The sequence below is a fragment of the Pseudomonas sp. TNT2022 ID642 genome, assembly GCF_028656995.1.
In the GTDB taxonomy this organism is placed as follows: Bacteria; Pseudomonadota; Gammaproteobacteria; order Pseudomonadales; family Pseudomonadaceae; genus Aquipseudomonas.
This window is the reverse complement of the sequence record NZ_JAMDGW010000016.1, coordinates 210152-237119: the sequence shown is the minus strand read 5'-3', so window position 1 is coordinate 237119 and position 26968 is coordinate 210152. Positions and strand designations below refer to the sequence as shown.

At 59.8% G+C, this 26968-nt stretch carries 26 protein-coding genes; 17 read left to right on the top strand and 9 right to left on the bottom strand.

The annotated features are described in order from the left end of the window. Positions 1-418: 418 nt before the first annotated feature. Entirely contained in the window at positions 419-1912 is a 1494-nt protein-coding gene (locus M5G26_RS17430) for a CoA-acylating methylmalonate-semialdehyde dehydrogenase (RefSeq protein WP_038360740.1), read from the bottom strand. 76 nt (positions 1913-1988) lie between these two features. Further along, complete coding sequence (locus M5G26_RS17425; RefSeq protein WP_034154752.1) at positions 1989-3338, bottom strand: aspartate aminotransferase family protein; 1350 nt, start codon at positions 3336-3338, stop codon at positions 1989-1991. Positions 3339-3476: 138 nt separating this feature from the next. Between M5G26_RS17425 and M5G26_RS17420 the strand changes: the two genes are divergently transcribed. The 7 genes from M5G26_RS17420 (at position 3477) to M5G26_RS17390 (ending at position 11472) form a co-directional block, all read left to right on the top strand. Then, positions 3477-4397 carry a LysR family transcriptional regulator gene (locus tag M5G26_RS17420; protein WP_007914725.1) on the top strand — a complete coding sequence of 307 codons (921 nt, stop codon included), beginning with the start codon at positions 3477-3479 and terminating at the stop codon, positions 4395-4397. Positions 4398-4518: 121 nt separating this feature from the next. Next, positions 4519-5907 carry a uracil-xanthine permease family protein gene (locus M5G26_RS17415; RefSeq protein WP_273916056.1) on the top strand — a complete coding sequence of 463 codons (1389 nt, stop codon included), beginning with the start codon at positions 4519-4521 and terminating at the stop codon, positions 5905-5907. An 88-nt stretch (positions 5908-5995) separates the two neighbouring features. Next, positions 5996-6646: a TetR/AcrR family transcriptional regulator gene (locus tag M5G26_RS17410; protein ID WP_016987357.1), complete on the top strand. Its 651-nt coding sequence runs from the start codon at positions 5996-5998 to the stop codon at positions 6644-6646. A gap of 7 nt (positions 6647-6653) precedes the next feature. After that, positions 6654-7235 carry an IMPACT family protein gene (locus tag M5G26_RS17405; protein ID WP_038360728.1) on the top strand — a complete coding sequence of 194 codons (582 nt, stop codon included), beginning with the start codon at positions 6654-6656 and terminating at the stop codon, positions 7233-7235. 643 nt (positions 7236-7878) lie between these two features. Beyond that, positions 7879-9426, top strand: coding sequence for an ABC transporter ATP-binding protein (locus M5G26_RS17400; RefSeq protein ID WP_273916055.1), 1548 nt, complete (start codon positions 7879-7881; stop codon positions 9424-9426). A gap of 13 nt (positions 9427-9439) precedes the next feature. After that, complete coding sequence (locus M5G26_RS17395; RefSeq protein ID WP_273916054.1) at positions 9440-10546, top strand: ABC transporter permease; 1107 nt, start codon at positions 9440-9442, stop codon at positions 10544-10546. Then, complete coding sequence (locus tag M5G26_RS17390) at positions 10546-11472, top strand: ABC transporter permease (protein ID WP_134175660.1); 927 nt, start codon at positions 10546-10548, stop codon at positions 11470-11472. Before M5G26_RS17395 ends, M5G26_RS17390 begins: the two co-directional genes overlap by 1 nt. Before the next feature lie 58 nt (positions 11473-11530). Here the strand turns inward: M5G26_RS17390 and M5G26_RS17385 are convergent, their stop codons facing one another. Beyond that, positions 11531-11965 (bottom strand): hypothetical protein, encoded by a 435-nt coding sequence (locus tag M5G26_RS17385; protein WP_134175662.1) that lies wholly within the window; start codon positions 11963-11965, stop codon positions 11531-11533. A gap of 83 nt (positions 11966-12048) precedes the next feature. Here M5G26_RS17385 and M5G26_RS17380 point away from each other — a divergent pair, with 83 nt between their 5' ends. The 3 genes from M5G26_RS17380 (at position 12049) to M5G26_RS17370 (ending at position 14719) form a co-directional block, all read left to right on the top strand. Next, positions 12049-12399: a MerR family transcriptional regulator gene (locus M5G26_RS17380; RefSeq protein ID WP_064118443.1), complete on the top strand. Its 351-nt coding sequence runs from the start codon at positions 12049-12051 to the stop codon at positions 12397-12399. A gap of 22 nt (positions 12400-12421) precedes the next feature. Then, positions 12422-13108 (top strand): SDR family oxidoreductase, encoded by a 687-nt coding sequence (locus tag M5G26_RS17375; protein WP_273916059.1) that lies wholly within the window; start codon positions 12422-12424, stop codon positions 13106-13108. A 252-nt stretch (positions 13109-13360) separates the two neighbouring features. Then, positions 13361-14719, top strand: a complete 1359-nt coding sequence (locus tag M5G26_RS17370; RefSeq protein ID WP_273916053.1) for an 8-oxoguanine deaminase — start codon at positions 13361-13363, stop codon at positions 14717-14719. A gap of 117 nt (positions 14720-14836) precedes the next feature. Here the strand turns inward: M5G26_RS17370 and M5G26_RS17365 are convergent, their stop codons facing one another. After that, positions 14837-15928, bottom strand: coding sequence for a calcium:proton antiporter (locus tag M5G26_RS17365; RefSeq protein ID WP_273916052.1), 1092 nt, complete (start codon positions 15926-15928; stop codon positions 14837-14839). 274 nt (positions 15929-16202) lie between these two features. Between M5G26_RS17365 and M5G26_RS17360 the strand changes: the two genes are divergently transcribed. The 3 genes from M5G26_RS17360 to M5G26_RS17350 all read left to right on the top strand — a co-directional run bounded on the left by M5G26_RS17360 (position 16203) and on the right by M5G26_RS17350 (position 19424). Next, positions 16203-17276: a BMP family ABC transporter substrate-binding protein gene (locus tag M5G26_RS17360; RefSeq protein ID WP_150731324.1), complete on the top strand. Its 1074-nt coding sequence runs from the start codon at positions 16203-16205 to the stop codon at positions 17274-17276. Between the two features lie 148 nt (positions 17277-17424). Further along, positions 17425-18390 carry a 2-oxoglutarate and iron-dependent oxygenase domain-containing protein gene (locus M5G26_RS17355; RefSeq protein WP_273916051.1) on the top strand — a complete coding sequence of 322 codons (966 nt, stop codon included), beginning with the start codon at positions 17425-17427 and terminating at the stop codon, positions 18388-18390. 80 nt (positions 18391-18470) lie between these two features. Continuing rightward, a complete protein-coding gene (locus tag M5G26_RS17350; protein WP_095047396.1) occupies positions 18471-19424 on the top strand; it encodes an adenosine deaminase in 954 nt (317 codons plus the stop codon). Between the two features lie 121 nt (positions 19425-19545). Here the strand turns inward: M5G26_RS17350 and M5G26_RS17345 are convergent, their stop codons facing one another. From M5G26_RS17345 to M5G26_RS17335, 3 genes are all read right to left on the bottom strand, one after another. Continuing rightward, complete coding sequence (locus tag M5G26_RS17345; protein ID WP_273916050.1) at positions 19546-20928, bottom strand: MFS transporter; 1383 nt, start codon at positions 20926-20928, stop codon at positions 19546-19548. 138 nt (positions 20929-21066) lie between these two features. Continuing rightward, positions 21067-21801, bottom strand: coding sequence for an ArsR/SmtB family transcription factor (locus M5G26_RS17340; RefSeq protein ID WP_038360695.1), 735 nt, complete (start codon positions 21799-21801; stop codon positions 21067-21069). Between the two features lie 317 nt (positions 21802-22118). Continuing rightward, a complete protein-coding gene (locus tag M5G26_RS17335) occupies positions 22119-23048 on the bottom strand; it encodes a LysR family transcriptional regulator (RefSeq protein WP_038360692.1) in 930 nt (309 codons plus the stop codon). Positions 23049-23167: 119 nt separating this feature from the next. Here M5G26_RS17335 and M5G26_RS17330 point away from each other — a divergent pair, with 119 nt between their 5' ends. The 3 genes from M5G26_RS17330 (at position 23168) to M5G26_RS17320 (ending at position 24834) form a co-directional block, all read left to right on the top strand. Further along, on the top strand, positions 23168-23461 hold the full coding sequence (locus M5G26_RS17330) for a putative quinol monooxygenase (protein ID WP_102901600.1): 294 nt from the start codon (positions 23168-23170) through the stop codon (positions 23459-23461). Positions 23462-23493: 32 nt separating this feature from the next. Next, positions 23494-24507 carry a zinc-binding alcohol dehydrogenase family protein gene (locus M5G26_RS17325; RefSeq protein ID WP_273916049.1) on the top strand — a complete coding sequence of 338 codons (1014 nt, stop codon included), beginning with the start codon at positions 23494-23496 and terminating at the stop codon, positions 24505-24507. A gap of 153 nt (positions 24508-24660) precedes the next feature. Then, entirely contained in the window at positions 24661-24834 is a 174-nt protein-coding gene (locus M5G26_RS17320; protein WP_007914687.1) for a hypothetical protein, read from the top strand. Between the two features lie 7 nt (positions 24835-24841). Here the strand turns inward: M5G26_RS17320 and M5G26_RS17315 are convergent, their stop codons facing one another. Further along, positions 24842-26044 carry a multidrug effflux MFS transporter gene (locus M5G26_RS17315; RefSeq protein ID WP_273916048.1) on the bottom strand — a complete coding sequence of 401 codons (1203 nt, stop codon included), beginning with the start codon at positions 26042-26044 and terminating at the stop codon, positions 24842-24844. Positions 26045-26223: 179 nt separating this feature from the next. Then, positions 26224-26421, bottom strand: coding sequence for a cation transporter (locus M5G26_RS17310; protein ID WP_134175687.1), 198 nt, complete (start codon positions 26419-26421; stop codon positions 26224-26226). Between the two features lie 147 nt (positions 26422-26568). Here M5G26_RS17310 and M5G26_RS17305 point away from each other — a divergent pair, with 147 nt between their 5' ends. Next, positions 26569-26952 carry a hypothetical protein gene (locus M5G26_RS17305; RefSeq protein ID WP_273916047.1) on the top strand — a complete coding sequence of 128 codons (384 nt, stop codon included), beginning with the start codon at positions 26569-26571 and terminating at the stop codon, positions 26950-26952. Positions 26953-26968: the final 16 nt, after the last annotated feature.

The following is a 26968-nucleotide window of genomic DNA, read 5'->3' as shown; positions in this document are numbered from 1 at the left end:
GCGGTTGGTTAAGATCTTTCGTCTCAACCGAGGCGCGCATTCTACAGCAGCCTCATTTGCTGTCAAGTGATTATTTTCAGAAGTTTTCGAAGAATTCTTCAACAACTTCAACCACTTGCGCTTCCGATCTCTCGTCAGCGGGAGGCGAATTCTACAGCGTTACACGCTGCTGTCAACACCTCTTTTTCAACTTCCTTTCGGCTTCGATGAACTGAAGCAACCTACTGCCGAAACCTACATAACTCATTGAATCTCAAGGAGTTTTCCGTTTCGACTGCGCCGGAAGTGGGGCGAATTATAGACATCTGAAATCTGCCGTCAACACCTATTTTCATAATTCTGTCACATCGGTCAAAAATCCCCGAAAACGCGAAGGCCGACCTCAATGAGGTCGGCCTTCTCTGCAATCCCCTTCTATTTACAGACTAGGGAAGGCGAACTGCGAAGCCTCATGGCTCGCACGTTGCGGCCAGCGCTGAGTGATCGCCTTGCGACGGGTATAGAAACGCACACCGTCCGGACCATAGGCATGCAGGTCGCCGAACAGTGAACGCTTCCAGCCGCCGAAGCTGTGGTAAGCCACCGGCACCGGCAGCGGCACGTTGACGCCAACCATGCCGACTTCGATCTCGTCGCAGAACAGACGCGCCGCCTCACCGTCACGGGTGAAGATGCAGGTGCCATTGCCGTATTCGTGATCGTTGATCAGTTGCATTGCCTCTTCCAGGCTGTTCACGCGAACGATGCACAGGACCGGGCCGAAGATCTCTTCTTTATAGATGCGCATTTCTGGAGTGACGTTGTCGAACAGGCAGCCACCGAGGAAGAAGCCTTCTTCATGACCGGCCACGCTGAAACCACGACCGTCGACCACCAGGGTCGCGCCCGCCGCCACACCGTCATCAACGTAACCACTGACTTTGTCGCGCGCCTGACCGGTGACCAGTGGCCCCATATCCAGACCGCACGAAGTGCCGGCACCGATTTTCAGCGCCTGGATCTGCGGTACCAGTTTCGCCACCAGCGCATCGGCCACTTGATCGCCTACACAAACGGCAACCGAAATCGCCATGCAGCGTTCACCGCAAGAACCGTAGGCCGCGCCCATCAGTGCGCTCACCGCGTTGTCCAGATCGGCATCCGGCATCAACACTGCGTGGTTCTTCGCGCCGCCGAGTGCCTGAACGCGTTTGCCGCGCTTGGTGCCTTCGGCATAGATGTATTCAGCGATCGGCGTCGAACCGACAAAGCTCAGCGCTTTGACTTCCGGCGCCTCGATCAGCGCGTCCACCGCAGTCTTGTCACCGTGCACCACGCTCATCACGCCTTTCGGCAGACCGGCTTCCAGCAGCAGCTGAGCGATCAGCAGTGTCGAGCTTGGATCGCGCTCGGACGGCTTGAGGATGAAGCAGTTACCGCAAACGATCGCCAACGGGTACATCCACAGCGGCACCATGGCCGGGAAGTTGAACGGGGTGATCCCGGCAACGATGCCCAGCGGCTGGAAGTCCGACCATGCGTCGATGTTCGGGCCGACGTTGCGACTGTACTCACCCTTAAGGATTTCTGGCGCTGCGCAGGCAAACTCGACGTTCTCGATGCCGCGCTTCAGTTCACCGGCAGCGTCTTCGAGAGTCTTGCCGTGTTCTTCACTGATCAATTGCGAGATGCGTGCTTCGTTCTGCTCCAGCAGTTGCTTGAAGCGGAACATTACTTGGGCACGCTTGGCGGGTGGCGTGTTGCGCCAGGCCGGGAACGCAGCCTTGGCGGCATCGATGGCTTTCTGGATGGTTGCCTGGCTGGCCAGTGGCAACTTGTGGATAGCCTGACCGGTAGACGGGTTGAACACATCAACCGCGCGACCGTTCTCGGTCACCAGTTCGCCATTGATCAAATGCGGGATAACGCTCATCGAAAACTCCTGAATTCTTGTCCACGGGCCCCCGTCAAGGAGTACCCGTTTTTGTAGGTATATATAGAAGGAAAAATCAGTCGAGCTTGTTCAGCACTTCGCCGACCGCGTCGAACAGACGATCGAGGTCTTGCGGCTTGCTGTTGAAGGTTGGGCCGAACTGCAGGGTGTCGCCGCCGAAGCGCACGTAGAACCCGGCTTTCCACAGGGCCATGCCGGCTTCGAACGGACGCACGATGGCGTCACCGTCACGCGGGGCAATCTGGATTGCGCCGGCCAGACCGAAGTTACGGATGTCGATAACGTTCTTCGAGCCTTTCAGGCCATGCAGCGCGTTTTCGAAATGCGGCGCGACTTCCGCGACGCTCTGCACCAGGTTTTCTTTTTGCAGCAGATCGAGTGCCGCCAGGCCAGCGGCGCAAGCCACCGGGTGCGCCGAGTAGGTGTAGCCGTGCGGAAATTCCACGGCATATTCCGGGGTCGGCTGATTCATGAAGGTCTGGTAGATCTCGGAGCTGGCAATCACCGCGCCCATCGGGATCGCGCCGTTGGTGACTTGCTTGGCGATGCACATCAGATCCGGTGTCACGCCAAAGGTGTCGGCACCGAACATGTTGCCAGTACGGCCGAAACCGGTGATCACTTCGTCGAACACCAACAGAATGCTGTGCTGATCGCAAATTTCGCGCAGACGTTTCAGGTAACCCTGCGGCGGCACCAGCACGCCAGCGGAACCGGCCATTGGTTCAACGAATACCGCGGCGATGTTCGAAGCGTCGTGCAGTTCGATCAGCTTCAGCAGCTCATCGGCCAAAGCGATACCGCCCTGCTCCGGCATGCCACGGGAGAAAGCGTTGCTGGCCAGCAACGTGTGCGGCAAATGATCGACGTCCATCATCGCCTGACCGAACAGCTTGCGGTTGCCGTTGACGCCGCCGAGGCTGGTGCCGGCAATGTTCACGCCGTGGTAACCACGGGCACGACCGATCATTTTGGTTTTGGTCGACTGACCTTTGAGGCGCCAGTAGGCACGGACCATTTTCACCGCGGTGTCGGCGCACTCGGAACCCGAGTCAGTGAAGAACACGTGGTTGAGGTTGCCCGGAGTCAGCTCGGTGATTTTTTCGGCCAGCTGGAACGACAACGGGTGGCCGTACTGGAAGCCCGGCGAGTAATCGAGGGTGCCCAACTGTTTGGAGACCGCTTCCTGAATTTCCTTGCGGGTGTGGCCTGCGCCGCACGTCCACAGACCGGACAGCGAGTCATATACCCGGCGGCCCTTGTCATCGATCAGCCAGCTGCCTTCGGCACCAACGATCAAACGCGGGTCGCGCTGAAAGTTACGGTTGGCGGTGTACGGCATCCAGTGCGCGTCCAGCTTCAATTGGCTGGCCAGTGGCGACGGCGCGTTTTCAGGCATGTTCATCGGGCAAAACCTCGCAGGGCATAAGCGTCAGGGAGATAGAAAGCGTTGTTGCAGCTAAATTGCCACGGCGATAAAGTCGGTGAAATTCAACTCTTCTAACCTTCAGTTAGAACTTTGCTAAACAATGAGAACAACAAGATGAGCAGCCGCCGTCCCGATCCGCTGGCCCAGGTCAGTGACTTTGATATTCGCCTGCTGCGGATTTTTCGCAGCGTGGTGGAGTGCGGCGGCTTCTCGGCGGCGGAGACGGTGCTCGGCATCGGTCGCTCGGCGATCAGTCAGCAGATGAGCGATCTGGAGCAGCGCCTCGGTTTGCGTCTGTGCCAGCGCGGGCGCGCCGGGTTTTCGCTGACCGAAGAAGGTCGCGAGGTGTATCAGTCGGCACTGCAACTATTGAGTGCGCTGGAAAGTTTCCGCACCGAGGTCAATGGCTTGCACCAGCATTTGCGTGGTGAGTTGATCATCGGCCTGACCGACAACCTCGTCACCCTGCCCCACATGCGTATCACCCACGCCCTCGCCCAGTTGAAGGAGCGCGGGCCGGATGTGCAGATTCAAATCCGCATGATTGCGCCGAATGAAGTCGAACAAGGCGTGCTCGATGGGCGACTGCATGTCGGTGTGGTGCCGCAGGCCAGTGCGTTGTCGGGGCTGGAGTATCAACCGTTGTACAGCGAACGTTCGCTGCTTTATTGCGCGGTGGGTCATCCGCTGTTTTACGTGGATGACAAACAGCTCGATGACGAACGCCTTAACAGTCAGGACGCGATCGCGCCGACGTTCCGTTTGCCGGCGGAGATTCAGGCGCATTATCAGGCGCTCAATTGCACGGCCAGTGCTTCTGACCGTGAGGGTATGGCGTTTCTGATTTTGACCGGACGTTACATCGGTTACCTGCCGGATCACTACGCCAGTCTCTGGGTGCAACAGGGGCGCTTGCGTGCGCTGAAATCGCAAACGCGTTTCTACGACCTGAGCCTCGCATCGGTCACGCGCAAGGGGCGGCGCCCTCATTTGGTGCTGGAAAGCTTTTTGGAGAGTCTGGCGGCGACGCGTTGAAAATCCTCCGAGGCCCGCCAGCGTTGGGCCTTAGCAACAAATTCGACAAATAACCTGAGCAAGTGGACAGCTTTTTGCAAAGCAGGATCAACCCCGATCCTTCAACAAGAAGCCCTAAGCCATGCAGCCAGATTCCGCACCGTCCAGCGACCTGATCTACGGCCTCGACGACCGCCCCAAACCACTCGCCGCGACACTCGCGGCGCTGCAACACGTGCTCGCCAGTTTCGTCGGCATCATCACCCCGCCGTTGGTGATCGGCTCGGCCCTCGGGCTGACCGCGCATTTGCCGTACCTGATCAGCATGGCCTTGATGGTTTCGGGCGTCGGCACGTTTATTCAGGCGCGGCGGCCATTCGGGATTGGCGCGGGAATGATCTGTCTGCAAGGCACCAGTTTTGCCTTTCTCGGCGCGGTGCTGTCGGCGGGGTTTCTGGTCAAGCAACGTGGCGGCAGCCCGGAAGACATTCTGGCGATGATCTTCGGTGTGTGCTTTTTTGGCGCGCTGGTGCAGATCGTTCTCAGCCGTTTCATCGGTCAATTGCGTCGAGTCGTTACGCCGCTGGTGACAGGGATCGTTATCACCCTGATCGGCATCAGCCTTATAAAGGTCGGCATCACCGATCTGGGCGGTGGCTTCAATGCGCCGGACTTCGGTGCGCCGGGCAATCTGGCGCTGGGCGTGTTCGTTCTGCTGACGATCATTCTGCTCAACCGCTCCAATACGCCGTGGGTACGTTTGTCGGCGATCATCATCGGTTTGCTGCTCGGCAGCCTCGCCGCGTGGTTCAGTGGGAAACTGCTGCCGCAGCCATTGCCTGACTTGCCGCTGGTGAGTTTTCCTACGCCGTTCAAGTTTGGCTTCAACTTCGACTGGACGGCTTTCCTGCCGGTCGCGCTGATTTATCTGATCAGCACCATCGAAACCGTCGGCGACCTCACCGCCAACTGCATGCTCGCCCGCCAGCCGATCAGCGGCCCTTCTTATATAAGTCGCCTGCGCGGTGGCGTGCTCGGTGACGGCGTGAGCTGCATGATCGCCGCGACCTTCAGCGCTTTCCCCAACACCACGTTCGCGCAGAACAACGGCGTGATCCAGTTGACCGGCGTTGCCAGTCGCTACGTCGGTTTGTACATCGGCGCGATCCTGTTTTGTCTCGGTATGTTCCCGATGATCGGCGCGGTGCTGCAACAGATTCCGAAACCGGTGCTCGGCGGCGCGACCCTGGTGATGTTCGGTGCGGTGGCCGCTGCCGGCGTGCGCATCCTCGCGCAGTCGCCGCTGGATCGACGCAGCATGTTGATCATCGCCACGTCGTTCGGCGTCGGCCTGGGCATCGCCGCGCAACCGAACCTGCTGCACCTGCTGCCGAAACTGGTGCAGAACCTGTTTGACTCGGCGATCACCAGCGGTGGCCTGACCGCGATCATCCTTTGCCTGTTGCTGCCGGAGTCGAAAACCGAGACCGTTGAAGTGCCTACGCCGCTGAACAAGATCGAACAGGCGTAACGGTTTTATTGCGCAAGGACTTGTCGGATGCCTGTGGGTGCGCTATCAACGCAACTGGTTGCACCCACAGACAAACCCGGAAGTGCCTATGACCTTTGAAGTCCCAGCCCATGGCGGCAAACCCGCCAGCCGCATTCGTCAGAAAAACGAAGAGACCATCCTCAAAGCCGCCGAAGACGAGTTCGCCCGTCACGGGTACAAAGGCACCAGCATGAACACCATCGCCCAGAATGCCGGGTTGCCTAAGGCCAACCTGCATTACTACTTCACCAACAAGCTTGGGTTGTACGTGGCGGTGCTGAGCAACATCATCGAGCTGTGGGACAGCACCTTCAATACGCTCACGGCCGAAGACGATCCGGCCGAAGCGCTGACCCGTTATATCCGCGCCAAGATGGAATTCTCCCGTCGTCAGCCGCAAGCTTCGCGAATCTTTGCGATGGAAGTGATCAGCGGTGGCGAATGCCTGACGGAATATTTCAATCAGGACTACCGCGCCTGGTTCACTGGCCGTGCGGCGGTGTTTCAGGCGTGGATCGATGCGGGCAAAATGGACCCGGTCGATCCGGTGCACCTGATCTTCCTGTTGTGGGGCAGCACCCAGCATTACGCCGACTTCGCCACACAGATCTGCCGCGTCAGTGGTCGCAGCAAATTGACCAAACAGGACATGGAAGACGCTGGCAACAACCTGATCCGCATCATTCTCAAAGGCTGCGGCCTCACTCCTCCTCTATAAGACGTTTATGCCTTTCACCCTCAGCGGTTTTTGCGAGTACCGCGAAGAGATTCGCAAAAGCCGCTTTATCACATTCGCCACGCCGATCGGCAGCCCTGCCGAGGCCCAGGCGTTTTTCGAACAACACAGCGATTTCAACGCCTCGCACAATTGCTGGGCGTGGAAACTCGGCGATCAATACCGCAGCAATGACGACGGCGAACCGGGCGGCACGGCCGGGCGACCGATTCTGGCGGCGATCGAAGCGCAGGATTGCGATCAGGTCGCGGTGTTGGTGATCCGTTGGTACGGCGGTATTCAACTCGGCACGGGCGGTTTGGCCCGGGCTTATGGCGGTGGTGCGAACAAGTGTCTGCAGACCGCGGCCAAGGTCGAGTTGATCAGCCGCGTGCCGCTAAGTTGCGCCTGCGGGTTTGCCGAGTTGGCGCTGGTGAAGTTGCGGGTTGCGGACTTGGGTGGATTGGTAGTGGAAGAAAACTTCACGGCGAACGGGGTCGAGTTGAAGTTAGCGGTGGGTGAGGCGCAAATCGATGTCTTGCAAACCCAGCTAGCGGATTTGAGCCGTGGGCGGATTTTGTTGCAGCGGTGAAGCAGGATCAAGAGATCGCAGCGTTCCGCAGCTCCTACAGGGATCCGGGTTTGTCATGAGTTTTGTGGTTGATCCCGGTATCGGCGTTTTCGTGTAGGAGCTGCCGAAGGCTGCGATCTTTTGGGGCGATCCCGAATTTCCTTATTCCACAGACTTGCCCACATCTGCTGTGCACCCGACTGTGGATAACCTGAGTACATTCTGCTGTAACCCTTCTGTCACGTGGCTTTGCGCGGTTTGTTCACTTTTCGTTCAATTCACCCGACGAAACAAAAATTTCAAACATAAACAGTGGGTTAGCGCGGTTTATCACCATTAGAAGAAAGCACCGCAGTGCTTATGCCCGGGTTTGCAGCTTGCGCACAATAACTGTGGAGCAACCTGTGGATAACCCGTTCATGGCTGGCGCAGTCGCAAGTCCTGCCTACTCCACAGGGGTTTGCTCGTTTTTTGATCAGTTGCCGACGGGCAAAACTGGAGCCCGTTCAACGGCTTTGCTCTGAATTGGTGCCGTGAGCCCAGCCAGTTTTGCAGGCAATGCTCTGCTTCAGGCACTCGCACACGCGGCCCGCTCGCGTTCCTGACTCAATGGCCAGGAAATTGCTTTATCCACAGGCACAACTCCAAGCAAGTCGAGCCTGTCATGCCAATCGCCCCTCTTACTTCGTGCCTGCAATTGCGCCATATCAGCAAACGCTACCCCGGCTGTCTGGCCAATGACGCCATTGACCTGAGCATTGCGCCGGGGGAAATCCATGCCCTGCTCGGTGAAAACGGCGCCGGCAAAAGTACCTTGATGAAAATTATCTACGGCGTCACCCAGGCCGATGCCGGCGAGATGCTCTGGCAAGGTCAGCCGGTGAATGTCCGCAACCCGGCACAAGCGCGGCAGTTAGGCATCGGCATGGTGTTCCAGCATTTCTCGCTGTTCGAAACCCTCAGCGTGGCACAGAACATTGCCTTGGCGATGGGTGCGGTGGCCGGCACGCCGAAACAACTGGAGCCGAAGATTCGCGAAGTGTCACGCCGTTACGGCATGGCGCTGGAACCCGAAAGACTTGTCCACAGCCTGTCGATCGGCGAGCGGCAACGGGTGGAGATCATTCGTTGCCTGATGCAGGACATTCGCCTGCTGATCCTTGATGAACCGACTTCGGTACTGACACCGCAGGAGGCCGACGAGTTGTTCATCACCCTGCGCCGCCTCGCTGCCGAAGGCTGCAGCATTCTGTTTATCAGCCACAAGCTTGGTGAAGTGCGCGCGTTGTGTCATAGCGCGACGGTTCTGCGCGGCGGGCGTGTCGCCGGACATTGCGTGCCTGCCGAATGCTCGGATCAGCAATTGGCGCAGATGATGGTGGGGGAAGCGGCGGCGTTGATTGGCGATTATCCGAAGGTCAGCGGCGGCGCGGCATTTTTGCGGGTGAGCGGATTGAGTTGGCATAACCCGGACCCGTTTGGTTGCTCGTTGGCGGACATTAATCTGCAAGTACGCAGCGGTGAAATCGTCGGTATCGCAGGGGTCGCGGGCAATGGTCAGGATGAGTTACTCGCCCTACTCAGTGGCGAACAAACCTTGCCTCGGGCGCAAGCCGCGACCATTCGATTCGCAGAGCAACACGTCGCCGACTTAAGTCCCGATGCGCGTCGCAAACTGGGTTTGGCGTTCGTGCCTGCCGAACGCCTCGGCCACGGCGCGGTACCGGAATTGAGTCTGGCCGATAACGCTCTGCTTACCGCGTTCCAGCAAGGCTTGGTCAGCCACGGTTTGATTGAACGCGGCAAAGTCGAAGCCCTCGCCCAACAGATCATTCAGAGTTTCGGCGTGAAAACCCCGGACACGCAAACCGCCGCGCGCAGTTTGTCCGGCGGCAATCTGCAGAAATTCATCCTTGGCCGGGAAATTCTCCAGCAACCGAAACTGCTGATCGCTGCGCACCCGACCTGGGGCGTCGACGTCGGCGCCGCCGCGACCATTCACCGTGCGTTGATTGCGTTACGCGATGCGGGCGCGGCGATTCTGGTGATTTCCGAAGACCTCGACGAACTGTTCCAGATCAGCGACCGCCTCGGCGCGTTGTGCGGTGGACGTTTGTCGGCGCTGCACAACACGGGCGATACCCAACTCAGCGACGTCGGCGGCTGGATGGCCGGCCAGTTCGATCATTCACCTTCAGCCGCCACGGTTTAACGGAGTTTTCCACATGCTGCTTTCCCTCGAACCCCGTGGCCAGCAATCGCGCTTGATGCTGTGGTGCTCGCCGTTACTGGCGGCAGCGCTGACGCTTGGTTGCGGCTCGCTGCTGTTTATCGCCCTTGGCCATGACCCGCTGCAAACCTTGCACACGCTGCTGATCGCGCCGGTCAGCGATTTGTATGGCGTCTCCGAATTGCTGGTCAAAGCGCTGCCGATTCTGCTTTGCGCACTGGGGTTGGCCGTGGCGTACCAGGCGCGAATCTGGAACATCGGCGCCGAAGGCCAATTACTCCTCGGCGCGCTCGCCGGCAGTGCCTTGGCGGTGAACATCATCGGCATGCAAAGTCGTTGGGCGCTGGTATTTATTCTGCTCACCGGCACCGTCGCTGGTGCGGCGTGGGCCGGGCTGACCGCGTGGTTGCGCACGCGCTTCAATGCCAACGAAATCCTCACCAGCATCATGCTCAATTACATCGCGCTTAACTTGCTGCTGTTCTGTGTGCACGGACCGTTGAAAGATCCCGCCGGCTTCAACTTTCCCGAGTCGGCGATGTTCGGCGACGCCAGTCGTTTGCCGTTGTTGATGGAGGATGGCCGCGTGCATGCCGGGGTGTATTTCGCCCTGCTCGCGCTGGTCGTGGTGTGGGTGTTGTTGCAGAAAAGCTTTGTCGGTTTCCAGATCAAAGTGCTTGGGCTGGACAAGCGTGCCGCAGGGTTTGTCGGCTTTCGCGAGAAGCGCTTGATCTGGCTGGCACTGTTGATCAGCGGCGGCTTGGCGGGGCTTGCGGGTGTCTGCGAGGTCACCGGGCCGATCGGCCAATTGGTGCCGCAGGTGTCACCGGGTTATGGCTATGCGGCGATCACCGTGGCGTTCCTCGGGCGCCTGAATCCGATCGGGATTCTGTTCTCCAGCCTGTTGATGGCGCTGTTGTACATCGGTGGCGAGAGCGCGCAAATGACCCTGAATCTGCCGCAAGCGATCACCCAGTTGTTCCAGGGAATGATGCTGTTTTTCCTGCTCGCCAGTGACGTGCTGATCCTCTATCGGCCACGTTTGAATATGCGTTGGGTACGGCGCACTTCGACCACCGCCGTAACTGCCGGAGCGCTGTGATGGATATCGATCTGTTGAGCAATATTTTCTACGCCATGGTGCGTTGCGGCACACCGCTGTTGCTGGTGGCGCTGGGGGAACTGATCTGCGAGAAGAGCGGCGTGCTCAATCTTGGGCAGGAAGGGATGATGCTGTTTGGCGCGGTGATCGGTTTTATCGTTGCGCTGAACAGCGGCAACCTGTGGCTCGGCGTGTTGCTGGCGATGCTCGCAGGGATGTTGCTGTCGTCGCTGTTTGCCTTGGTGGCGCTGGTGTTCAACGCCAATCAGGTGGCGACCGGTTTGGCCTTGACGATTTTTGGTGTCGGGCTGTCGACCTTTGTCGGCGCGGCTTGGGTGGGCAAACCGCTGGCCGGTTTTGAGCCGTTGGCGATTCCTTATCTGAGTGACATTCCGTTGATCGGGCGCATGCTGTTTGCCCAGGATCTGCTGGTTTATCTGTCGTTCGCGTTGTTTGCGCTGGTGGCGTGGGTGATCGTCAAAAGTCGTGTCGGGTTGATCATTCAAGCGGTCGGAGAAAATCCCGATGCGGCCAGTGCGATGGGGCTGCCGGTGTTGACCGTGCGCACGTTGGCGGTGCTGTTTGGCGGGGCGATGGCCGGGTTGGCCGGGGCTTATTTGTCGCTGGCGTACACGCCGATGTGGGCGGAAAACATGACCGCCGGGCGTGGCTGGATCGCCTTGGCGCTGGTGGTATTTGCCAGTTGGCGAGTATGGCGGTTGTTGCTCGGCGCGTACCTGTTTGGCCTCGCCAGCATCCTGCATTTGGTGGCGCAGGGGTTGGGGCTGGCGATTCCGTCGAGTTTGCTGGCGATGCTGCCGTATGTCGCGACGATTGTGGTGCTGGTGTTGTTGTCGCGGGATGCGTTGCGCACGCGGTTGTATGCGCCGGTGTCGCTTGGGCAGCCTTGGCAGGCGGGGCATTAATGTAGTGATGTCAATGGCCCCATCGCTGGCAAGCCAGCTCCCACAGGTTTAGTGCTGATCACAAATTTTGCGCACTACTCGGACACTGTGGGAGCTGGCTTGCCAGCGATGAGGCCCTCACAGGCAGCACCTGAGCAATGCCCCACGCCAGTTCGAAGACCAGGAAAACAATCAGAATCGAACTGGCGCCGTGCAACAAGGCATACGCCTGCCAAGCCGCAAACAGAAACCGCGCCACCGCGTCATACCGTCCATAAAGCGCCTGCGGATCGCGAATCCGCAGCACCGCCCAAACACACACCACCGACCCCAACAGATTTGCCATCAACATATGCACAGGCTGAAACGCTGGCAGTTCGCCGGGTAAATTCAGCGCGGTCAAAAAACCATGCAAAACGGCAAAACTCCACGGCGTGGCAAACGCTGCCGTAACAATCAGGTCATACCAGGCACTGCCGCGCACCACGTTGCGATACTGCGTTGAAGTCCACATCATCCTTGCTCCAGAAATTCAGGGAGCCACCACGGTAAAGCCTGGAGTATGCTCCAGGGTCAATAGCCCTTTTGAGAGCCAGCATGCGCATCGGTGAATTAGCCCAGGCCAGTGCCGTCAGCCGTGACACCCTGCGTTTCTATGAGCAGCGCGGGTTGATTGCGGCGCAGCGCAGTGCCAACGGTTATCGCGACTATCCGCCGGAGATGGTGCAACTGGTGCTCTATATCAAAACGGCGCAGCGTCTGGGATTTACCCTCGGCGAGATCGGCGACAGCGTTGCCGCGTTGTGGAACGCGCCCGACCCGGACAACGCCGTGGCGCAGTTGCTGCGCGACAAACTGCAACTGATCGAAACCCGTATGCGCGAACTCGACACGCTGCGGCAGGAGTTGCAACTTCGCCTCGGTCAGGCCTGTCCATTGAATCCATGATCCTCATTCATCAAGGAAGCCCATCATGTCTGCAAAAAACGCACTGATCATCGGCGCCTCCCGGGGCCTGGGCCTCGGTCTGGTGAAAACCCTGCTGGCCGACGGCTGGCAAGTCACCGCCACCGTGCGCAATCCGCAAAACGCCGAGGCGCTGCAAGCGCTGGGAAAGGTGCGGATCGAGAAGCTCGACATGGACGATCAGCAAGCGGTGATCGCCTTGAGCCAACAACTCAAGGGCGAAACCTTCGACCTGCTGTTCGTCAACGCCGGGGTCAAAGGCCCGGCGGACCAGAGCCCGGGCGGCGCGACACTGGCTGAAGTCGGTCAGTTGTTTTTCACCAACGCGGTGGCGCCGATCAATCTGGCTCAGCGTTTTGCCGGACAGATTCGTGACGGCAGCGGTGTGCTGGCGTTCATGAGTTCCGGGCTGGGCAGCGTGACCGTGCCGGACGCGCCGGAGCTGGCGTTGTACAAAGCGAGCAAGGCTGCGCTGAATTCGATGACCAACAGTTTTGTCACGCAATTGGGCGAGCAGACGCTGACAGTGTTGTCGTTGCATCCGGGTTGGGTGAAGACCGATATGGGCGGCGAAGGGGCTGACCTTGACGTTGAGACCAGCACCCGTGGGTTGATTGATCAGGTGAATGCGTACACCGGCAAGGGCGGGCATCACTTCATCAATTACAAGGGCGAAACGATCCCCTGGTAATTGATGTTCCCCTGTAGGAGCTGCCGAAGGCTGCGATCTTTTGATCTTAAAAACAAAATCAAAAGATCGCAGCCTTCGGCAGCTCCTACAGTGGTTGTGTATTTTGGTGATGTTGTCCGGTCGGGTTGGGCTTGCCCGATGCGGCGTTTTGTTTGAAACTGCGCACCTCGTCCCCCGCGGCGACCCTGGATCAGCAGACAGGGCATCACTGAGCTGGCAACCCTGAACCCCATTTTCAGAGGAGCCGGCAACATGCCCGCGACCCGTACCTGGTTAAAAAATCCCCTCGCCATTTTCACCTCCAACGAGCTCGATGCCCGTGGCGGTCTTGTCGTGCAAGACGGTGTCATTGTCGAAGTCCTCGCCGCTGGCCAGCAGCCGTCGGCGCCGTGCAATGCAGTGTTCGATGCCCGCGAGCATGTGATCCTGCCGGGCCTGATCAACACCCACCATCACTTCTATCAAACCCTCACCCGTGCCTGGGCGCCGGTGGTCAATCAGCCGTTGTTCCCATGGCTGAAAACCCTGTACCCGGTGTGGGCGCGCCTGACGCCGGAAAAACTCGCGCTCGCCACCAAAGTCGCTTTGGCCGAACTGCTGCTGTCGGGCTGCACCACCGCTGCCGACCACCACTACCTGTTCCCGGACGGTCTGGAAAACGCCATCGATGTGCAAGTCGAAAGCGTACGTGAACTGGGCATGCGCGCCATGCTCACTCGCGGTTCGATGAGCCTCGGCGAGAAGGATGGCGGTCTGCCGCCGCAGCAGACCGTACAGGAAGGTCAGGTGATTCTCGACGACAGTCAGCGCCTGATTCACGAGTACCACGAACGTGGCGACGGCGCGCAGATCCAGATCGCGCTGGCGCCGTGCTCGCCGTTCTCGGTAACCCCGGAAATCATGTCGGCCAGCGCCGAATTGGCGAACAAGCTCGACGTGCGTCTGCACACGCACTTGGCCGAAACCCTCGACGAAGAAGATTTCTGCCTGCAGCGTTTCGGCCTGCGCACCGTCGATTATCTCGACAGCGTCGGCTGGCTCGGCCCGCGCACCTGGCTGGCTCACGGCATCCATTTCAACCCGGACGAAATCGCTCGCCTCGGTCAGGCGGGCACCGGTATCTGCCATTGCCCGAGTTCGAACATGCGTCTGGCGTCCGGCATTTGCCCAAGTATCGATCTGACTGACGCCGGTGCGCTGTTTGGTCTGGGCGTCGACGGTTCGGCGTCCAACGATGCCTCGAACATGATTCTCGAAGCGCGTCAGGCGTTGTACATCCAGCGCCTGCGTTATGGCGCCGAGAAGATCACCCCGGAACGCGTGCTGGGCTGGGCGACCAAGGGTTCGGCGAGTTTGTTGGGCCGTACCGATATTGGTGAGATTGCCGTGGGCAAGCAGGCGGATCTGGCGTTGTTCAAGCTTGATGAGCTGCGCTTCTCCGGTAGCCATGATCCGATTTCGGCGCTGCTGTTGTGCGGTGCTGATCGGGCGGATCGGGTGATGATTGGTGGCAAGTGGCGCGTGGTGGATGGCCAGGTTGAAGGCCTTGACCTGAAAGGCCTGATCGCCGATCACAGCCAAGCGGCGCGCCAGCTGATCGCCGGTACCTGATCCAACGACAGACCTCTGTAGGAGCTGCCGAAGGCTGCGATCTGTTGATCTTGCTTCTAGAAAAACAGATCAAAAGATCGCAGCCTTCGGCAGCTCCTACAGGGGGTTCGGCTGGGCTTAAAGGCCGAGCAGGGACAACATGATGAACGTCGCGAACAATACGAAGTGCGTCATGCCTTCGATGGCATTGGTTTCGCCGTCATTCAAGTTGATGGCACTCACGATCAGCGTGATGAAGATCATCACCGTCTGTACCGGTGTCATCGCCATCTGAAACGGCTGGCCGGTATACAGGGCCATTGCTTCCATCACCGGCACCGTCAGAATCACCGTCGACAGTGACGCGCCCATCGCAATGTTCACCACCGACTGCATACGGTTGGCCAGCGCTGCACGCAACGCGGTCAAAATTTCCGGCGCCGCAGAAATCGCCGCCACCAGAATCGCGGTGATCACCGGCGGTGCGCCCGTGCCTTCCAGGCCCAGATCGAGGGTCTTCGACATCACCTCGGCGAGTGCGCCGATCACCACAATGCCAAACACCAGAATGCCGATCGACAGACCGATGCTCGGTGCTTTTGCCTGCGCGTCCTGTGGTTCTTTCTTACGGCGTTTGTCGGGGTAGCTGTAGCTGAAAAAGTAGCTGTGCGGGCCGACCTGCATGCGCAGAAACAACGCGTAAAGCACGACCATCGCGCCGATGGTGAACGCTGAATAAATCTTCCAGTTGACCTCGGGAATGAACTCCGGCACCACCATCGACACGCCCATGGCGGTGAGGATCATCACGCTGTAGCTGCGCGCGGAATCGTCGTTGTAGGACTGTTCGCCGTGTTTGATCCCGCCCATCAGCGCGGCGAGGCCGAGGATGCCGTTGATGTCGAGCATCACGGCGGAGTAGATCGTGTCGCGCACCAGCGTGGGCGACGCTTCGTTGCTCATCATGATTGCCAGAATCACCACTTCGACCAGCACGGCCGCGAGCGTGAGGATCATCGTGCCGTAAGGGTCGCCAACCTTTTCGGCGAGCAATTCGGCGTGATGGGCGACGCGCATCGAGGCGGCGACGATGAAGGCGATCAACACCAGGCCGGCAGTCAGCGCGACGATCTGACCGCTGTGCAGCATCCAGTGTTCTAGCGGATAGGCGACGCACGCGGCGATGACTGCCAGGAGCAGAAAACTTTCTTGCTTGAGGATGGTGAGCATGACGGGCCTTTTGCCGAAGAGTGCGAATGAGCTACTGACTGCGGGGCGGCGCTAACGTTTCGTTACACCTTAGCGCACCAAGCGATGGCGTGAACTCGCGGACTTGCACTGCGTTGGTTCTGGCGCTGAAAAGATCGCAGCCTTCGGCAGCTCCTACAGGTTGCGCATTTCCATGCAGGAGCTGCCGAAGGCTGCGATCTTTTTTGTTTGTTGTCCTGTTGGTCAGCAATTTGCATTGGCCCTGACCACACACAACAAAATGGAGCTCCAATTCATGCAAATACGTCCGCTGCACAAACTGCTGTGCGCCGCCCTCGGTCTGGGGATCAGCCTGAGCGCCAGCGCTGCCGATCCGCTGAAGGTCGGTTTCGTTTACATCGGCCCGATCGGTGACCACGGCTGGACGTATCAGCATGAGCAGGGGCGCAAGGCACTCGCGGAGAAATTCGGCAATCAGATCACCACCAACTACGTCGAGAACGTCGCCGAAGGTGCCGACGCCGAACGGGTAATCCGCAACATGGCCAAGGACAAGTACGACCTGATTTTCACCACCTCTTTCGGCTACATGAACCCCACTGTCAAAGTCGCCAAGCAGTTTCCCAAGGTGACCTTCGAACACGCCACCGGCTACAAACAGGACAAGAACCTCGGCACCTATCTGGCGCGCACTTACGAGGGTCGCTACGTCGGTGGTTTCCTCGCGGCGAAGATGACCAAGACCAAGAAGATCGGCTATGTCGCTTCGTTCCCGATCCCCGAGGTGATCCGCGACATCAACTCGATTCAACTGGCCTTGAACAAGTACAACCCGGGCACCGAGATCAAAGTGGTGTGGGTCAACTCGTGGTTCGATCCGGGCAAGGAAGCCGATGCAGCCAACGCGCTGATCGATCAGGGCGTCGACGTGGTGTTCCAGCACACCGACAGCCCGGCGCCGATTCAGGCCGCCGAACGTCGTGGCGTGTACGCGGTGGGTTACGCCTCGGACATGGCGCACTTCGGGCCGAAAGCGGTGCTGACCTCGATCGTCAACGACTGGGCGCCGCATTACATTCAGGCGACGCAGAGCGTGATCGATCACAGCTGGAAACCTCAGGATTACTGGGGCGGACTGAAGGAAGGCACGGTTGAACTGCCGATCAGCGACCTGGTGCCGGCGCCGGTGAAAGCCGAGGCCGAGCAGATCATCGCCGACATCAAGAGCGGCGCGTTGCAGCCGTTTACCGGGCCGATCAAGGATCAGGCCGGCGTCGAAAAAATCCCGGCGGGCGTGAGTGCGACGAATGCTGAACTCGCGTCGATGAACTATTACGTTGAAGGCATGAAGGCCGAGATGCCGAAGTAACCCACCTGACCCAGATCGTTCCCACGCTCTGCGTGGGAATGCCGCCCGGGACGCTCCGCGTCCCTGCCAAAAGCGGACGCAGAGCGTCCATTGAGGCATTCCCACGCGGAGCGTGGGAACGATCTCTCGTACTTTTCAAGGATTGTGTATGGATCAGCTTCCGATCATTGATATCAGCCCGCTCTATAGCGACGACGAAAACGCCTGGCCTGCGGTGGCCGAACAAATCGACCACGCCTGCCGCGAATGGGGCTTTTTCTACATCAAGGGCCACCCGATTTCAGCGCAGCGCATCGACGCCGTGCTTGATCAGACTCAACGTTTTTTTGCTCTGCCCGCAGCGGAAAAACTCAAGATCGACATCACCCAGACCCGCCACCATCGCGGCTACGGCGCCATCGCTACCGAGCAACTCGACCCGAGCAAACCCAGCGACCTGAAAGAAACCTTCGACATGGGCCTGCACCTGCCGGCCGAGCATCCCGACGTGCTCGCAGAAAAACCGTTACGCGGGCCGAACCGTCATCCCGCGCAAGCAGGATGGGCTGAATTGATGGAACAGCATTACCTCGACATGCAAGCCCTCGCGCAAACTCTGCTGCGCGCGATGACCCTCGCCCTCGACATCGAACGCGACTTCTTCGACAGCCGCTTCGCTGACCCGGTCAGCGTCCTGCGCATGATCCATTACCCACCGCGCCACACCGCCAGTTCTGCCGAGCAGCAAGGCGCCGGCGCGCACACCGATTACGGCTGCATCACCCTGCTTTATCAGGACAGTGCCGGTGGCCTGCAAGTGAAGAACGTCAAAGGCGAATGGATCGACGCACCGCCGATTGACGGCACCTTCGTGGTCAACCTCGGCGACATGATGGCGCGCTGGAGCAACGACCGTTATCGATCGACCCCGCACCGGGTGATCAGCCCGCTCGGGGTCGACCGCTACTCGATGCCGTTCTTTGCCGAGCCACACCCGGACACGCGCATCGAATGCCTGCCCGGTTGTCAGGACGCACAGCATCCAGCGAAATATCCGACCACCACCTGCGCCGAATTCCTGCTCTCGCGCTTCGCCGATACCTACGCCTATCGTCGCGAGCAGGAAGCCGTGTGATGGATCGCTTGGTCAGGTTTTGCCAATTGTTTCGGCGCGCATCTGTAGAATGCCGTCATTGCACCTGATGAGAAAAGAATATGTACGACTGGCTCAACGCCTTGCCCAAGGCTGAACTGCACCTGCACCTGGAAGGCTCGCTGGAGCCCGAGCTGCTGTTCGCCCTGGCCGAACGCAACAAGATCGCCCTGCCGTGGAGCGACGTGGAAACCCTGCGCAAGGCTTACGCCTTCAACAACCTGCAGGAATTCCTCGACCTGTATTACCAGGGTGCCGACGTATTGCGCACCTCACAGGATTTCTACGACCTGACCTGGGCCTACCTGCTGCGCTGCAAAGCACAGAACGTCATTCACACCGAACCGTTCTTCGACCCGCAGACCCACACCGACCGGGGCATCCCGTTCGAAGTGGTGCTCAACGGCATCGCCGCGGCACTGAAGGATGGCGAGCAGCAACTGGGCATCACCAGCGGTTTGATCCTCAGCTTCCTGCGCCACCTCAGCGAAGAAGAAGCCGAGAAAACCCTCGACCAGGCGCTGCCGTTCCGTGACGCGTTTGTCGCTGTCGGCCTCGACAGTTCCGAGATGGGCCACCCGCCAAGCAAGTTCCAGCGCGTGTTCGATCGTGCCCGTCACGAAGGCTTCCTGACCGTTGCCCACGCTGGCGAAGAAGGCCCGCCGGAGTACATCTGGGAAGCCATCGACCTGCTGAAAATCCAGCGTATCGACCATGGCGTGCGCGCCATCGAAGACGAGCGCCTGATGCAGCGGATCATCGACGAGCAGATCCCGCTGACCGTATGCCCGTTGTCGAACACCAAGCTTTGCGTGTTCGATCACATGTCGCAGCACAACATCCTCGACATGCTCGAGCGTGGCGTGAAGGTCACGGTGAACTCCGATGACCCGGCGTACTTCGGTGGTTATGTGACCGAGAACTTCTACGCGCTGCATGAACACTTGGGCATGACCCAGGATCAGGCCAAGCGCCTGGCGCAGAACAGCCTGGATGCGCGACTGGTAAAACCCTAAGCAACACCGAAGTACCCATGTGGGAGCGAGCCTGCTCGCGAAGCGGGAGTGTCAGTTAACATTTGCGTTTAATGACACTCCGCTTTCGCGAGCAGGCTCGCTCCCACAGTGGGTTCTTTGTTCAGCCTGGGATTTGGGTTTCAGTCAGCTCTTCCAGGGTTTTACCGCGCGTCTCCATCCCGAACAGCCACACCACCCCCGCCGCTATCGCGAAGCACGCCGCGCCCAGCGCAAACACCCCGCCCTGCCCGGTAATCGGGAACACCAGCCCGGTCACCAACGGCCCGAGCAGCGACCCCACGCGGCCAATGGCCGAGGCAAAGCCTGAACCGGTTGCCCGCGCCGACGTCGGATACAGCTCCGGCGTGTAGGTGTAGAGCACCGCCCACATGCCGAACAGGAAAAACTGCATCAACAGCCCCGTGCCGATCAGCAGCGCCACGTTGCCGCCAAACACCGCACTCTGCCCATACAGAAACGCCATCACCCCGCCGCCGAGCAGCGTGACGATGCACACCGGTTTGCGCCCCCAGCGCTCGACCAGCCACGCCGCCATGAGGAATCCGGGGATCCCGCCCAGGGATATCAGCACCGTGTAATACACCGACTGCGTCACGGCAAAACCCGACTGTTGCAGCAACGCGCTGAGCCACGACGTCAGCCCATAAAACCCGAGTAGCGCAAAGAACCACAGGCTCCAGATCATCGTGGTGCGCTGACGATACTGTGGCGACCAGATCTGCTTGAGCGCCGCAAAGAAATCGCCGGGCGGCGTCACGGTGCGCGGCAAGCGCAGCGGTTCCGGCAACGCAGCACCACCGAGGGACGAACGCACCCGCGCCTCGATGCCGTTCAACACCTTGTCTGCCGCCTCGTGTCTTCCGGCCTGCTCCAGCCAGCGCGGTGACTCGGGAATGAAAAAACGGATCGCCAGCACAAACACCGCCGGCACCGCCAAGACCAGAAAGATGTCGCGCCAGCCAATCAGCGGCAACAGGAAGTAAGACAGCACCCCGGCGGCAACGAAACCCAGCGGCCAGAAGCCGTCCATCAATGCGATGTAACGACCGCGGCGTTGCGCTGGAATCAGCTCGGACAACATCGACTGGGCGATGGGAAACTCCATGCCCATGCCAATCCCCAACAGGATGCGAAACAGCGTCAGCGTCTCGACCGTTTGCGCCGTCGAGCACAGATAACTGGCCACGCCCCACAAGACGATGCTCCACTGAAACACCGGTTTGCGCCCGAAGCGATCAGCGAGCATGCCGGACAGCGACGCCCCCAGCACCATGCCGAAAAAGCTCGAACTAGCGAGCAGTCCAGCTTGCGCACTGCTCAAGCCGAACTCGGCTTTGATCGAGCCGAGCAGGAACGTCATCATCGCCAGATCCATGGAGTCGAAGAAAAACGCCAGAGCGATGATGATAAAAATGATCCGGTGATAACCGCTGATCGGCAGTCGTTCCAAGCGTTCTGCCGCGCTGTAGCCGTGAGTGTCCATGCCGCCTCCCCCATCCGAAATGTCCCCGGATCGAGTGTGCGTGATAGCGCCTTGGCGTTCGTGCTGGATGCGACCTGTTCGCAGTCGTGGACGACGCCAGAAGCGCTGAGGCAGTTCCGGGCGTCGATTGCGAGTGCTCTACAAGGCCATTTCCAGCTCGGTTTCCCTCGCGAATCGATGCAGTTCCCGTTGGCCGGTGGCCGTCAATTGCAAGGCCCGAGAGTCGTTGGGCAGCGTCAGCCAACCGGACTGCATGAACAGCTGCAACAGTGCGGCGCCGAGTGAGCCCCCCATGTGCGGACGACGTTCGCTCCAGTCCGGGCACGCACACGCCACTTGCACGTTGCGGTGAGCCAATGCCTGAATGAACACCCCGCGGCCCGCCAAGCGGTTCGCGCCTTTGTGGGTCACCACCACGCGTTGTTCAAGCTGCTCGATCCAGCCGGCATCGAGCAACCGCTGATACAGATCCGCCGCCAGCGTACCGCCCAGATGATCATCGCAAAAACGCGCACGCAACAGCGAGGACGGCGCGGTCTGCGGCTTGGCCATGGGGGTGGTGCGTTTGAACACCTCGGGAATTTCCCGCGGCGCACTGGCGATGGTGGCGCTGGCCAATGCTTCTATCGCCGCACCGACCTCCGGTGCCGAGAGACGGAAAAAACGTTTACGACCACGGACTTCGACCTTCAACAGACCACCCGTGGATAGCCGCGCCAGGTGCGCACTGGCCGACGACGGCGACAGCCCTGCCAATAGCGCAAGCTCCTCGGTCTGCCGGGCCGAGCCATCCATCAACGCCCACATCATCGCGCTGCGCTTGGGGTCGGCCAGCAACGTGGCGATCTGGCTGATGCAAGGTGCATGTTCCATGTGTTCACTCCCTGTTGAATCGTATCGTCTACTGCTCGGAGACATCTTGGCCGGTAATGAGTCATCGGCCAAGACGCGAAAATCGCCATGAACCGGGGCGAGGCAAGCCACTGACGCAGCCTGCTCCGGCACAGAACCCGCAGCAGTTGCGCGACCGTCACTCGAAGACTGGCGACGCGCTGCGAGGGTCTCCGGGCCGGGGTGTCGGTGCTGGCATGAGGCGGGCGCTAGTATAAGCGGGTTAGCCCCCGCGTCCCGCGCCGGGGACTGCGCAGGTGGTGATTGTTCCTGACAGAAATTTCTCTATTTACCTGCGACTAATGATCAACTTTCGAAAAAACGGGAAATTGACTACTCAAATCAGCGCATCGACTGGCGAGCATTTCCCTTAGAAGGTTCACCGGCTTACTCAATTGTGCGCGATGGGCGCACAACAAATTCAGCGGTGCGCGCTCACAGAGCAGCTCCGGCAGCAGCACTTTGAGGCGCCCGGCGAGCACATCGGCGCCCACATCCAGCCACGACTTGTAGGCAATTCCGGCGCCGGCCAGCGCCCACAGGCGCACAACGTCGGCGTCATCGCTGAAACGGTCGCCACTGACGGTCAGGCCGACTTCACGTTTACCGTCGTGAAAACTCCAATGGTCATGAACCCGGCTGCCGAGCATGTACAGCAGGCAGTTGTGCTGAGTCAGTTGTTCGAGCTGGTGCGGCTCGCCGTGTCGGGCCAGGTACGCCGGGGAGGCACACAGCACGCGGCGGTTTTGCGGGGCGATGGGCAAAGCGACCAGGCTTGAGTCTTCCGGCTCGCCATAGCGCAAGGCGATGTCCACCGGTTGACGGAACAGATCGGCGATGCGGTCGCCGAGCAGCAAGCGCACGGTCAGCTTCGGGTGCTCGCGCTGGAACTCGTCGAGCCAAGGCAACAACAGATTGCGCCCGAAGTCCGAAGGCGCCGACAACTGCAGAACGCCGCTGACCTGTTCCTGCCCGCTGGCGAGCAAACGTCGGCCTTCATCAAGATTGCTCAGCGCCGCCCGCGCGTATTCGAGAAAGCCTTCGCCTTCGGCTGTCAGGCGCAAGCTGCGGGTCGAACGGGCCAGCAAGCGCGCCCCCAGTTGCTGTTCGATCCGTTTCAATGCCGCACTGGCCACGGCCGCAGACATGTCCATCACCCGCGCTGCCGCTGACAGACTGCCCAGGTCCGCCGCCCGGACAAACAACTGCAAGTCGTCGAAACGCAGCATGCTCAGCCTCGATTATCAAAAAAATATTGAAAGAGACTGCACTTTTAGCCGGTTTTATCTCGCAGAGAAATAGCCAATCATCTCTCCATCGCATTCATCCCGCTTCTCTGGAGCCGAGCATGACCCAGCCATTCACCGCTATTGCCACCCTGATCGCCAAACCGGGCCAACAGGATCTTCTCGAACAGGGCCTGCGCGCACTGGTTGAGCCGAGCCGCGCCGAAGCCGGTTGCAGCCAGTACGACCTGCACCGTGACCTCGCCGACCCGCAGGTGTTTTATGTGATTGAACACTGGGCCAGCGAAGCGATTCTTGAGGCGCACAACGCCAGCGCGCACTTCCAGCATTTCCAGGCAACGGCTGGCCACGCCATCGAACACTTTCAGCTCAAGCGCCTCGGCGCGATTGCCTGACCCCTTCTTCTATTATCTGTACGGAGCCACTCATGAAAGCCATCGCCTATTACGCTTCACTGCCGATCAGCGACGCAAAATCCCTGCAAGACATCGAACTGCCAGAGCCGGTCGCCGGCCCGCGCGATGTGCTGGTGGAAGTCAAAGCCATTTCGGTTAATCCGGTCGACACCAAAGTGCGACAGAACGTGGCTCCCGAAGAGGGTGCAGCGAAAGTGCTGGGCTGGGACGTCGCCGGTGTGGTCAAGGCTGTCGGCAGCGAAGTGACGTTGTTCAAGGCCGGCGACAAGGTTTTCTACGCCGGCTCCATCGCCCGTGCCGGCGGCAACAGTGAACTGCACGTGGTCGATGAACGTATCGTCGGCCATATGCCGAAATCCCTTGGTTTTGCCGAAGCCGCCGCGCTGCCGCTGACCGCGATCACCGCGTGGGAGTTGTTATTCGAACGCCTGCAAATCCGCGAAGGCAATACCGATGAAGGCCAGAGCCTGCTGATCGTCGGTGCCGCCGGCGGGGTTGGCTCGATCCTCACGCAATTGGCCAGGCAACTGACCGGTCTGAAGGTGATCGGCACTGCGTCCCGCGAGCAGACCCGCGACTGGGTCAAAGAACTGGGCGCCGATCTAGTCATTGATCACAGCCAGCCGCTGAGCGAAGAACTCAAGCGCGCCGGGATCGATAGCGTGACCCACGTCGCCAGCCTGACTCAGACGGATCAACATCTGGATCAATTGGTCGAGGCGCTGACGCCGCAAGGCAAACTGGCACTGATCGACGATCCGAAGTCGCTGGACATCAGCAAACTCAAGCGCAAGAGCCTGTCGCTGCACTGGGAGTTCATGTACACCCGCTCGCTGTTCGGGACGCCGGACATGATCGAGCAGCACAAACTGCTCAATCGCGTGGCTGAGCTGATTGATGCCGGGACGTTGAAGACCACGGTGGGCGAGCATTTCGGCACGATCAATGCGGCGAACCTGCGTCGCGCCCATGAGCTGCTGGAAAGTGGCAAAGCCAAGGGGAAAATTGTTTTAGAAGGTTTCTAAGATCAAAAGATCGCAGCCTTCGGCAGCTCCTACAGGGGCTGCCGGAGGTTTTTTGCCGTCAGTCAGATGCTTGATCGTTGTCACAATTGCGATCGTATTCAGGTCTACAATCGAAGCCTCTGCGATACATCTTTTACGCAAGGGAGGTCAGCAATGAAGATCCTGATAAAAGAAGTGGCAAAGTCTCAATGGCAGGTTCGTCTGGACCAACACGCCGTGACATTCCGCAGTGAAGCCGAAGCTTTGGCCTTCACTCGCACCCTCGAAGCGCGACTTTGCGCGCCCCATCAGATTCCCGACCGCAGCCAGCAGCGCGCTGCCGGCTGAAGCTGTTTTATGCCTCGGCCTGAGCTTGAGCCAGTGCCCGGGCATTCTGCAGACGGCGGGTGAGCAGCGCCACGCACACCACCAGCAAACCGCAAATACTGATGACGATCGCCATCGGTACAGCCGTGCCGTCGTGCAACACCCCCACCAACGCCGAAGCGCCAGCGGCGACGCTGAATTGCATGCAGCCGAGCAGTGCCGAGGCACTGCCGGCCCGTGCGCCCTGGCCGTTCATCGCGCAAGCGGCGGCGTTCGGGCTGATGCAGCCCAGGCTCGACACGCAGATAAACAGTGGAATCAGCAGCGGCCACAAGGATTCGGTGTGCATTGCGCTGACCGCGAGCAACGCCAGCCCCGCGCCGAAGTAAACCCACACCGCCCGCGACAGCAGGAACGCCGGGCCGCGCTTGGCCAACATCCGCGCGTTGACCTGCGCCACCAGAATGAACCCCGCCGCGTTGGTGCCGAACAGCCAGCCGAAGTGCTCGGCCGGGACGCCATACAGCTTGATGAAGATGAACGGCGAACCGGCGATGTAGGCAAACATACCGGCAATGGCAATGCCACCGGTCAGCGCATGGCCGAGATACACCCGATCCTTGAGCAAACGCCCGTACTGGCGCAGGGCGCCGGACAACGGCTGGCGCGGCATGTGCGCTGGCATACTTTCCGGTAGCCCCAGCGCCACCGCCAATCCGGCCAGTGCACTGAACCCGGTCAGCACCAGGAAGATCGACTGCCAGCCGGTGGTGTTGACCAGCAGACCACCGAGCATCGGCGCCAGAATCGGCGCCAGGCCCATCACCAGCATCAATTGCGAGAAGACTTTCGCCGACCCCACCGCGTCGCATTTGTCACTGACCACGGCCCGGGCAATCACCATCCCCGCACAGCCGCCCAAGGCCTGGACAAAACGCGCACCGATCAACCATTCCAGGTTCGGCGCGTAAGCACAGGCCAGCGACGCCAGAGTGAACAGCGTAAGCCCCACGAGCAATGGAATGCGTCGGCCAAAGCGATCCGCCACCGGGCCATAGGCCAGTTGGCCGATCGACAACCCGGCGAAATACGCCGCCAGCGTCATCTGCACGTGTTTCTCGTCGGTGCCGAACGCCAGCGCCATCGCGGGAAATGCGGGTAAATAGAAGTCGATCGCCAAGGGCCCGAAGGCGGTCAAGGCACCGAGAATCAGAATGGTACGGAAGTTCATCAGGCATCCAGGTTGGCAAGTCGGCAGCCCGACAGTCTAGCCGCGCCCGGACGCCTTGAACATTCCGATAGCTCGCTAACAATTAAAAAAGCCAGGATCAAAAGATCGCAGCCTGCGGCAGCTCCTACTTTGGAATGCGTGCCCTTGTAGGAGCTGCCGCAGGCTGCGATCTTTTGCTTCTAGGCGAGTGTCACTGCGTAGCCTTCTTCGCTGATCGCCTCGATGACCTGATCGCTGGTCAATGCGCTCTCGACGCCGACCTCTTTCGCAGCCAGATCAACCCGCACACTGGCCGCCGGATCCCTGGCCTGCACCGCGTTGGTGATGGCTTTGACGCAGTGACCGCAGGACATGCCTTGAACATTGAACACTTGCATGGAATGACTCCTTTGAGTGAGGTTGCCGGCAGTTTCGAGCTTGCCACGATGGCAAGGTCAAGTTCTTCAATAAACTGCCGGGCTGGCAATCGGCGCCGCGCTCGGCCAAGCTGCGTACATCAATGACTCGATTCAGGAGATTCAGCCATGCGCTGGTCAGCTTTCAGCCTGTTTGGCTTTCTCAGCCTCTTCGCCGCCGTTCCTCAAGTGCAAGCTGCCGGCGAGGACTATGCGGTGCTGATCATTTCCCGCGAGCGTCTGGAAGTGTCGACTTCCTGCGAGATCGGCGTGTACATCCAGGACCAACTTTCGGCGCGGCTGCTGCAGGAGCAGAGCATTTCTTTCAACTTGCCGCCGGGCAATGTTTCGCTGCGCTTGAAGTTGCTGCCGGGGCAAGTCGCCGGTTGCAACCCGGGGATGCTCGCGCCAGGGTCGCAGGAGATCAAATTGCATGCCGGTGATGTGCTGAAGTATCGGTTGGCGATGAATTCGGAAGGCGTCTACTTGAAGCCTGCGGCTCTCGAATACTGAGTCGCTAGCCAAAAGA

What these genes read in the sequence shown, in the direction of transcription:
- M5G26_RS17360 (WP_150731324.1), top strand. Translation starts at nt 16,203, where the DNA reads ATGCAAATACGTCCGCTGCACAAACTGCTGTGCGCCGCCCTCGGTCTG.
- M5G26_RS17390 (WP_134175660.1), top strand. Translation starts at nt 10,546, where the DNA reads ATGGATATCGATCTGTTGAGCAATATTTTCTACGCCATGGTGCGTTGC.
- M5G26_RS17395 (WP_273916054.1), top strand. Translation starts at nt 9,440, where the DNA reads ATGCTGCTTTCCCTCGAACCCCGTGGCCAGCAATCGCGCTTGATGCTG.
- M5G26_RS17420 (WP_007914725.1), top strand. Translation starts at nt 3,477, where the DNA reads ATGAGCAGCCGCCGTCCCGATCCGCTGGCCCAGGTCAGTGACTTTGAT.
- M5G26_RS17405 (WP_038360728.1), top strand. Translation starts at nt 6,654, where the DNA reads ATGCCTTTCACCCTCAGCGGTTTTTGCGAGTACCGCGAAGAGATTCGC.
- M5G26_RS17425 (WP_034154752.1), bottom strand. Translation starts at nt 3,338, where the DNA reads ATGAACATGCCTGAAAACGCGCCGTCGCCACTGGCCAGCCAATTGAAG.
- M5G26_RS17355 (WP_273916051.1), top strand. Translation starts at nt 17,425, where the DNA reads ATGGATCAGCTTCCGATCATTGATATCAGCCCGCTCTATAGCGACGAC.
- M5G26_RS17330 (WP_102901600.1), top strand. Translation starts at nt 23,168, where the DNA reads ATGACCCAGCCATTCACCGCTATTGCCACCCTGATCGCCAAACCGGGC.
- M5G26_RS17370 (WP_273916053.1), top strand. Translation starts at nt 13,361, where the DNA reads ATGCCCGCGACCCGTACCTGGTTAAAAAATCCCCTCGCCATTTTCACC.
- M5G26_RS17305 (WP_273916047.1), top strand. Translation starts at nt 26,569, where the DNA reads ATGCGCTGGTCAGCTTTCAGCCTGTTTGGCTTTCTCAGCCTCTTCGCC.
- M5G26_RS17350 (WP_095047396.1), top strand. Translation starts at nt 18,471, where the DNA reads ATGTACGACTGGCTCAACGCCTTGCCCAAGGCTGAACTGCACCTGCAC.
- M5G26_RS17410 (WP_016987357.1), top strand. Translation starts at nt 5,996, where the DNA reads ATGACCTTTGAAGTCCCAGCCCATGGCGGCAAACCCGCCAGCCGCATT.
- M5G26_RS17365 (WP_273916052.1), bottom strand. Translation starts at nt 15,928, where the DNA reads ATGCTCACCATCCTCAAGCAAGAAAGTTTTCTGCTCCTGGCAGTCATC.
- M5G26_RS17340 (WP_038360695.1), bottom strand. Translation starts at nt 21,801, where the DNA reads ATGGAACATGCACCTTGCATCAGCCAGATCGCCACGTTGCTGGCCGAC.
- M5G26_RS17415 (WP_273916056.1), top strand. Translation starts at nt 4,519, where the DNA reads ATGCAGCCAGATTCCGCACCGTCCAGCGACCTGATCTACGGCCTCGAC.
- M5G26_RS17430 (WP_038360740.1), bottom strand. Translation starts at nt 1,912, where the DNA reads ATGAGCGTTATCCCGCATTTGATCAATGGCGAACTGGTGACCGAGAAC.
- M5G26_RS17345 (WP_273916050.1), bottom strand. Translation starts at nt 20,928, where the DNA reads ATGGACACTCACGGCTACAGCGCGGCAGAACGCTTGGAACGACTGCCG.
- M5G26_RS17385 (WP_134175662.1), bottom strand. Translation starts at nt 11,965, where the DNA reads ATGTGGACTTCAACGCAGTATCGCAACGTGGTGCGCGGCAGTGCCTGG.
- M5G26_RS17380 (WP_064118443.1), top strand. Translation starts at nt 12,049, where the DNA reads ATGCGCATCGGTGAATTAGCCCAGGCCAGTGCCGTCAGCCGTGACACC.
- M5G26_RS17315 (WP_273916048.1), bottom strand. Translation starts at nt 26,044, where the DNA reads ATGAACTTCCGTACCATTCTGATTCTCGGTGCCTTGACCGCCTTCGGG.
- M5G26_RS17400 (WP_273916055.1), top strand. Translation starts at nt 7,879, where the DNA reads ATGCCAATCGCCCCTCTTACTTCGTGCCTGCAATTGCGCCATATCAGC.
- M5G26_RS17310 (WP_134175687.1), bottom strand. Translation starts at nt 26,421, where the DNA reads ATGCAAGTGTTCAATGTTCAAGGCATGTCCTGCGGTCACTGCGTCAAA.
- M5G26_RS17325 (WP_273916049.1), top strand. Translation starts at nt 23,494, where the DNA reads ATGAAAGCCATCGCCTATTACGCTTCACTGCCGATCAGCGACGCAAAA.
- M5G26_RS17320 (WP_007914687.1), top strand. Translation starts at nt 24,661, where the DNA reads ATGAAGATCCTGATAAAAGAAGTGGCAAAGTCTCAATGGCAGGTTCGT.
- M5G26_RS17335 (WP_038360692.1), bottom strand. Translation starts at nt 23,048, where the DNA reads ATGCTGCGTTTCGACGACTTGCAGTTGTTTGTCCGGGCGGCGGACCTG.